Source organism: Kineococcus gurbantunggutensis (assembly GCF_050871925.1).
GTDB lineage: Bacteria > Actinomycetota > Actinomycetes > Actinomycetales > Kineococcaceae > Kineococcus.
On record NZ_JBJLSG010000253.1, the window covers coordinates 1 to 4,649 of the forward strand.

The window sequence follows — 4,649 nt, forward strand, 5'->3', positions numbered from 1 at the left end:
AGCGCCCCGGTGCCCCCGCCGGGCACCGGGGCGCCTGCCCCCTCAGCCGGCGCGCAGCAGCGGGACGACGTCGGCGGTGAACTGCGACAGGAACCGGGACTGGTCGTGCCCGGGGGCGTGGAAGACCAGGTGCGTGAAGCCCGCGTCGACGTACTCCTGCACCGCGCGCGCCACGTCGGCGGGGTCGGAGGCCACGATCCAGCGCTTGGCGACCTGCTCGATGGGCAGCTCGTCGGCCAGCCGCGCCATCTCCACCGGGTCGTGCACGCTGGCCTTCTGCTCCGGCGTCAGCGACAGCGGCGCCCAGAACCGGCAGTTCTCCAGCGCGCGGTCGGGGTCCTCGTCGAAGGAGACCTTGATCTCGATGGTGCGGTCGATCGAGGCCTCGTCGCGACCGGCCGCGGCCAGCCCCTCCTGCAGGGAGGGCAGCAGCGTCTCGCGGTACAGGTCCATGCCCTTGCCGGAGGTGCAGATGTAGCCGTCGCCGGCGCGGCCGGCGTACTTCGTCACGCCCGGCCCGCCCCCGGCGACGTAGATCGGCACCGGGGTGGTGGGCCGGTCGTACACCGTGGCGTCGTGCAGCCGGTAGAAGTCGCCCTCGAAGGTGACCCGCTCGCCCTCCCACAGCGCCCTGATCAGCCGCACCGCCTCGCGCAGCCGCGCGAAGCGCTCCTTGGCCTCGGGGAAGTCCACGCCCACGGCCGTCTCGTTGAGCGCCTCGCCGGTGCCGATGCCGAGGATGACCCGGCCCGGGGCCAGGCAGCCCAGCGTGGCGAACGCCTGGGCGATCACCGCGGGGTTGTAGCGCAGCGTGGGCGTGAGCACGCTGGTGCCCAGCTGCACCCGGGAGGTCCTCGCCGCCACCCACGGCAGCCACGTCAGCGCCGCGGGCGCGTGCCCGTCCACGTGCCGCCAGGGCTGGAAGTGGTCGGAGATCCACACCGAGTCCAGGCCCTGCTCCTCGGCCTGCACCGCGAAGTCCGCCAGCTGCGCCGGGTCGAACTGCTCCGCCGAGGCCTTGTACCCCAGCCTGAGCGCCTGCCCGTGCGTGTCCACCGTCTGCGTCACCGCGCCCCGCCTCTCGTCCGTCGCCTCGCCGTCAACCTAACCCCCGCCCCGCCGCCGCCCCCGGCGCGGGGTGCCGCCCCGGTGCCGCCGGGGCGTGCCGCCGGGTGCCTCGCCGGGGTGCTCAGGAGGACGCGCTCGCGTCGCCGGCCTCGTCCTCGCGCACGTCGAGCAGGGTGCCGATGCGGGTCTTGGCCAGCAGGAAGCGCACCACGGGCGGGGGGTGCAGCAGCACCACCGGCTGCCGCGCGGAGCGGGAGGCCAGCCGGGCGAGGAAGCCCACGCCCGTGGAGTCCATGAAGGCCACGTCGCGCACGTCCACCACGACGGGCTTCTCGCGGGCCAGCACCGCCGCGCACGCGGTGGACAGCTCACCGGACAGCGTCGCGTCGACCTCGCCCGACAGCAGCACGCGGGTCTCGTCGACGTCGGCGATGACGACGACGCGCTCCACACCGGTGACCCTAGGGGAGCCGGCGGCCCGGCGCGAGCGGTGCGCCGGGCCCGGAACGGCCGGAGCCGCCGCGGTGACCCCCGCCCGCGGTGCGGGCGGGGACCACCGTCGGCGGCTCCGGTGCGGTCGCGGGCCCGGGGGCCCGCACCCGTCAGATGTCGAAGTACATCTCGAACTCGTGCGGGTGCGGCCGCAGGCGGATCGGGTCGACCTCGTTGGTGCGCTTGTAGTCGATCCAGGTCTCGATCAGGTCGGAGGTGAACACCCCGCCGTCGAGGAGGTACTCGTGGTCCTCCTCGAGCTTGTCGAGGACGTCCGGCAGCGAGTACGGGACCGTCTTGATGTTCGCGTGCTCCTCGGGCGGGAGCTCGTAGAGGTCCTTGTCGACCGGGTCGGCCGGCTCGATGCGGTTCTTGATGCCGTCCAGGCCCGCCATGAGCTGCGCGGAGAACGCCAGGTACGGGTTCGCCGACGGGTCCGGCACGCGGAACTCCAGGCGCTTGGCCTTGGGGTTGCTGCCGGTGATCGGGATGCGGATGCACGCGGAGCGGTTGCGCGCCGAGTACACCAGGTTCACCGGCGCCTCGAAGCCCGGCACCAGGCGGTGGTAGGAGTTCACCGTCGGGTTGGTGAACGCCAGCAGCGACGGGGCGTGGTGCAGCAGGCCGCCGATGTACCAGCGGGCCAGGTCCGACAGGCCGCCGTAGCCCTTCTCGTCGTAGAAGAGCGGCGAGCCGTCCTTCCACAGCGACTGGTGGCAGTGCATGCCCGAGCCGTTGTCGCCGAACAGCGGCTTCGGCATGAAGGTGACCGTGCGGCCGTTGCGCCAGGCCACGTTCTTGATGACGTACTTGAAGAGCAGCAGCTGGTCGGCCGCGTTCTTCAGCGTGTCGAAGCGGTAGTTGATCTCCGCCTGGCCGGCGGTGCCGACCTCGTGGTGCGAGCGCTCGACCTTCAGGCCGGCCTTCTCCAGCTCCACGACCATCTCGTCGCGCAGGTCGGCGAAGTGGTCGATCGGCGGGACGGGGAAGTACCCGCCCTTGTACCGCGTCTTGTAGCCGCGGTTGCCGCCCTCCTCCGCGCGGCCGGTGTTCCAGGCCGCCTCGATGGAGTCGATGTGGTAGTACGACTCGCGCTGGTTCGTCTCGAACCGGACGTCGTCGAAGATGTAGAACTCGGCCTCGGCCCCGAAGAAGACGGTGTCGGCGATGCCGGTCGTCTTCAGGTGCGCCTCGGCCTTGGCCGCGATGTTGCGCGGGTCGCGGCTGTAGGGCTCGTCCGTGAACGGGTCCACGATCGAGTGGTTGATCACCAGGGTCTTCTCGGCCCGGAACGGGTCGAGGAAGGCGGAGGTCGGGTCCGCGATGAGCTTCATGTCCGACTCGTGGATCGCCTGGAAGCCGCGGATCGAGGACCCGTCGAACATCTGGCCCTCGGTCAGGGCGTCGGCGTCCACCGAGGCGGCCGGCACGTTGAAGTGCTGCATGACGCCCGGAAGGTCGCAGAAGCGGATGTCGACGAACTTGACGTCCTCGTCCTTGATGTACTTCAGGACCTCTTCGGAGTTGCTGAACATCCAACCTCCATGCGCGGAACCGGCCCGGCTGTCGAGCCGCCGTGGACGGGCCGACGGTAGGGGGGCGCCGTTTCGCCCCCGTGTCGCGGGTGTTTCAGCCACGTTACCGAGGCCGTCACGGCGGGGACAGGGGTGGTCCGGCGGGCAGCGCCCGGGCGGCGCTTAGGGTGGCGCCGTGAGCGACAGGCCGCCCCGCAGCGCAGCGCCGGACCCCTCGAGCGCCGGCGACGGGCACGAGGTGCCCGGGGTGCGCCTGGGCCTGCCGGCCGCCGGCAGCGGCTCCGCGGCCGGCTGGCCGCGCCGCTTCGCCGGCCTGGCCGTCGACTGGGTGCTGGCCACCCTCATCGGCCGCTTCCTGCTCGGCGACGTCCTGGGCCGGGACTTCGCGCCGCTGGCCGTGCTGCTCGTCATGCACTGGCTGCTCGTCTCCACCCTCGGCATGACGATCGGGCACGCCGTCGCCGGCACCGCGGTGCGCCGCCTGGACGCCCCGCGCCCGGTCGGCTTCGCCCGCGGCGCCCTGCGCGCGGTGCTGCTCGTGCTGGTCCTGCCCGCGGTCGTCTTCGACGTCGACCGGCGCGGGCTGCACGACAAGGCCGCCGGCACCGTCGTCGTGCGGCGGTGACCGGCGGCCCCGGGGTGCGGCGCGGGGCGCGGCTCAGCGCCCGCGCATGGCCCGGCGGTCCGGGCGCGCGCGCATCGGGTCCACGCCCTGCGGCACCGGCGGGCGCACCCCGCCCAGCGCGCGCAGCCGCTTGTGCACCGCGGCGACCTCCTGCTTGGTCAGGGTCGGCTTCAGCCGCTGCACCCTCGAGGCCAGCTTGCGCAGCGGGACCTCGCCCTCGCCGCCGCCGTCGCCGACCGTGAACAGGTGCACCGGCACGTTGGGCGCCACGCGGGCCACCTTGCGCCGCTCGCCGTCGAGCAGCTTGCGCACCCGGGTGGGCGGGCCGTCGCCGACCAGGACGATGCCGGCGCGGCCGATGGCGCGGAAGACCATGTCCTGGGAGCGGGCCTCGATCGCCACCGGCTCCTGCTCCACGGTCCAGCCGCGGCGGATGGAGCTCAGCGCCGCGCCCGCGGCGCCCTTCTGGCCCTCCAGGCTGACGTAGGCCGCGCGCTCGGCGCGCCGGCCCAGCACGAACATGGCCGCCAGCACGCCCACCAGCAGGCCCAGCAGCGGGAAGTAGATCCAGTGGCCGCTCAGCAGCCCGACGACGACGCCCAGCAGGAGCGGACCGCCCAGGGCCAGCAGCAGCCACCACCGGGTCGCGGGGTCCACCCGCACGGTCATGTCGTAGACCTGCTTGAGCTGACGGAGCCGCTGGAACCGCTGCTTCTTCGGCTTCGGGGCGGGGGTCGCGCCCGCCTTCGGGGCCGGGGTCGCGCCCGCGCGCGTCTCACGTCGTGCCATGCGGGCAAGGATACGGCGCGGGCGCACCGCCCCCCGGGGGGGGGGGGGGGGGGGGCGGGGCGGGGGGGGGGGGGGGGGGGGGGGGGGGGGGGGGGGGGGCGCGGGGGCGGGGCTCCGCCCCCGAGCGTCATAAAGTGTTG

The 4,649-nt window shown here is 73.8% G+C and carries 5 protein-coding genes; 1 reads left to right on the plus strand and 4 read right to left on the minus strand.

Annotation, left to right across the window (positions count from 1 at the left end):
• Nucleotides 1-42 precede the first annotated feature (42 nt).
• The 3 genes from fgd to glnA form a co-directional block, all read right to left on the minus strand.
• The gene (gene fgd, locus ACRYR7_RS24405; RefSeq protein WP_432574903.1) at nt 43-1,068 is read right to left on the minus strand and encodes a glucose-6-phosphate dehydrogenase (coenzyme-F420); all 1,026 of its coding nucleotides are present in this window, start codon (nt 1,066-1,068) and stop codon (nt 43-45) included.
• A 121-nt stretch (nt 1,069-1,189) separates the two neighbouring features.
• Nucleotides 1,190-1,519: an STAS domain-containing protein gene (locus ACRYR7_RS24410; RefSeq protein WP_432574905.1), complete on the minus strand. Its 330-nt coding sequence runs from the start codon at nt 1,517-1,519 to the stop codon at nt 1,190-1,192.
• A gap of 151 nt (nt 1,520-1,670) precedes the next feature.
• Nucleotides 1,671-3,095 (minus strand): type I glutamate--ammonia ligase, encoded by a 1,425-nt coding sequence (gene glnA / locus ACRYR7_RS24415; protein ID WP_432574907.1) that lies wholly within the window; start codon nt 3,093-3,095, stop codon nt 1,671-1,673.
• A 175-nt stretch (nt 3,096-3,270) separates the two neighbouring features.
• Between glnA and ACRYR7_RS24420 the strand changes: the two genes are divergently transcribed.
• Nucleotides 3,271-3,720, plus strand: a complete 450-nt coding sequence (locus tag ACRYR7_RS24420) for an RDD family protein (RefSeq protein WP_432574908.1) — start codon at nt 3,271-3,273, stop codon at nt 3,718-3,720.
• A gap of 33 nt (nt 3,721-3,753) precedes the next feature.
• Here ACRYR7_RS24420 and ACRYR7_RS24425 read toward each other — a convergent pair whose 3' ends face one another.
• A complete protein-coding gene (locus tag ACRYR7_RS24425; RefSeq protein WP_432574910.1) occupies nt 3,754-4,509 on the minus strand; it encodes a DUF4191 domain-containing protein in 756 nt (251 codons plus the stop codon).
• Between the last annotated feature and the right edge of the window lie 140 nt (nt 4,510-4,649).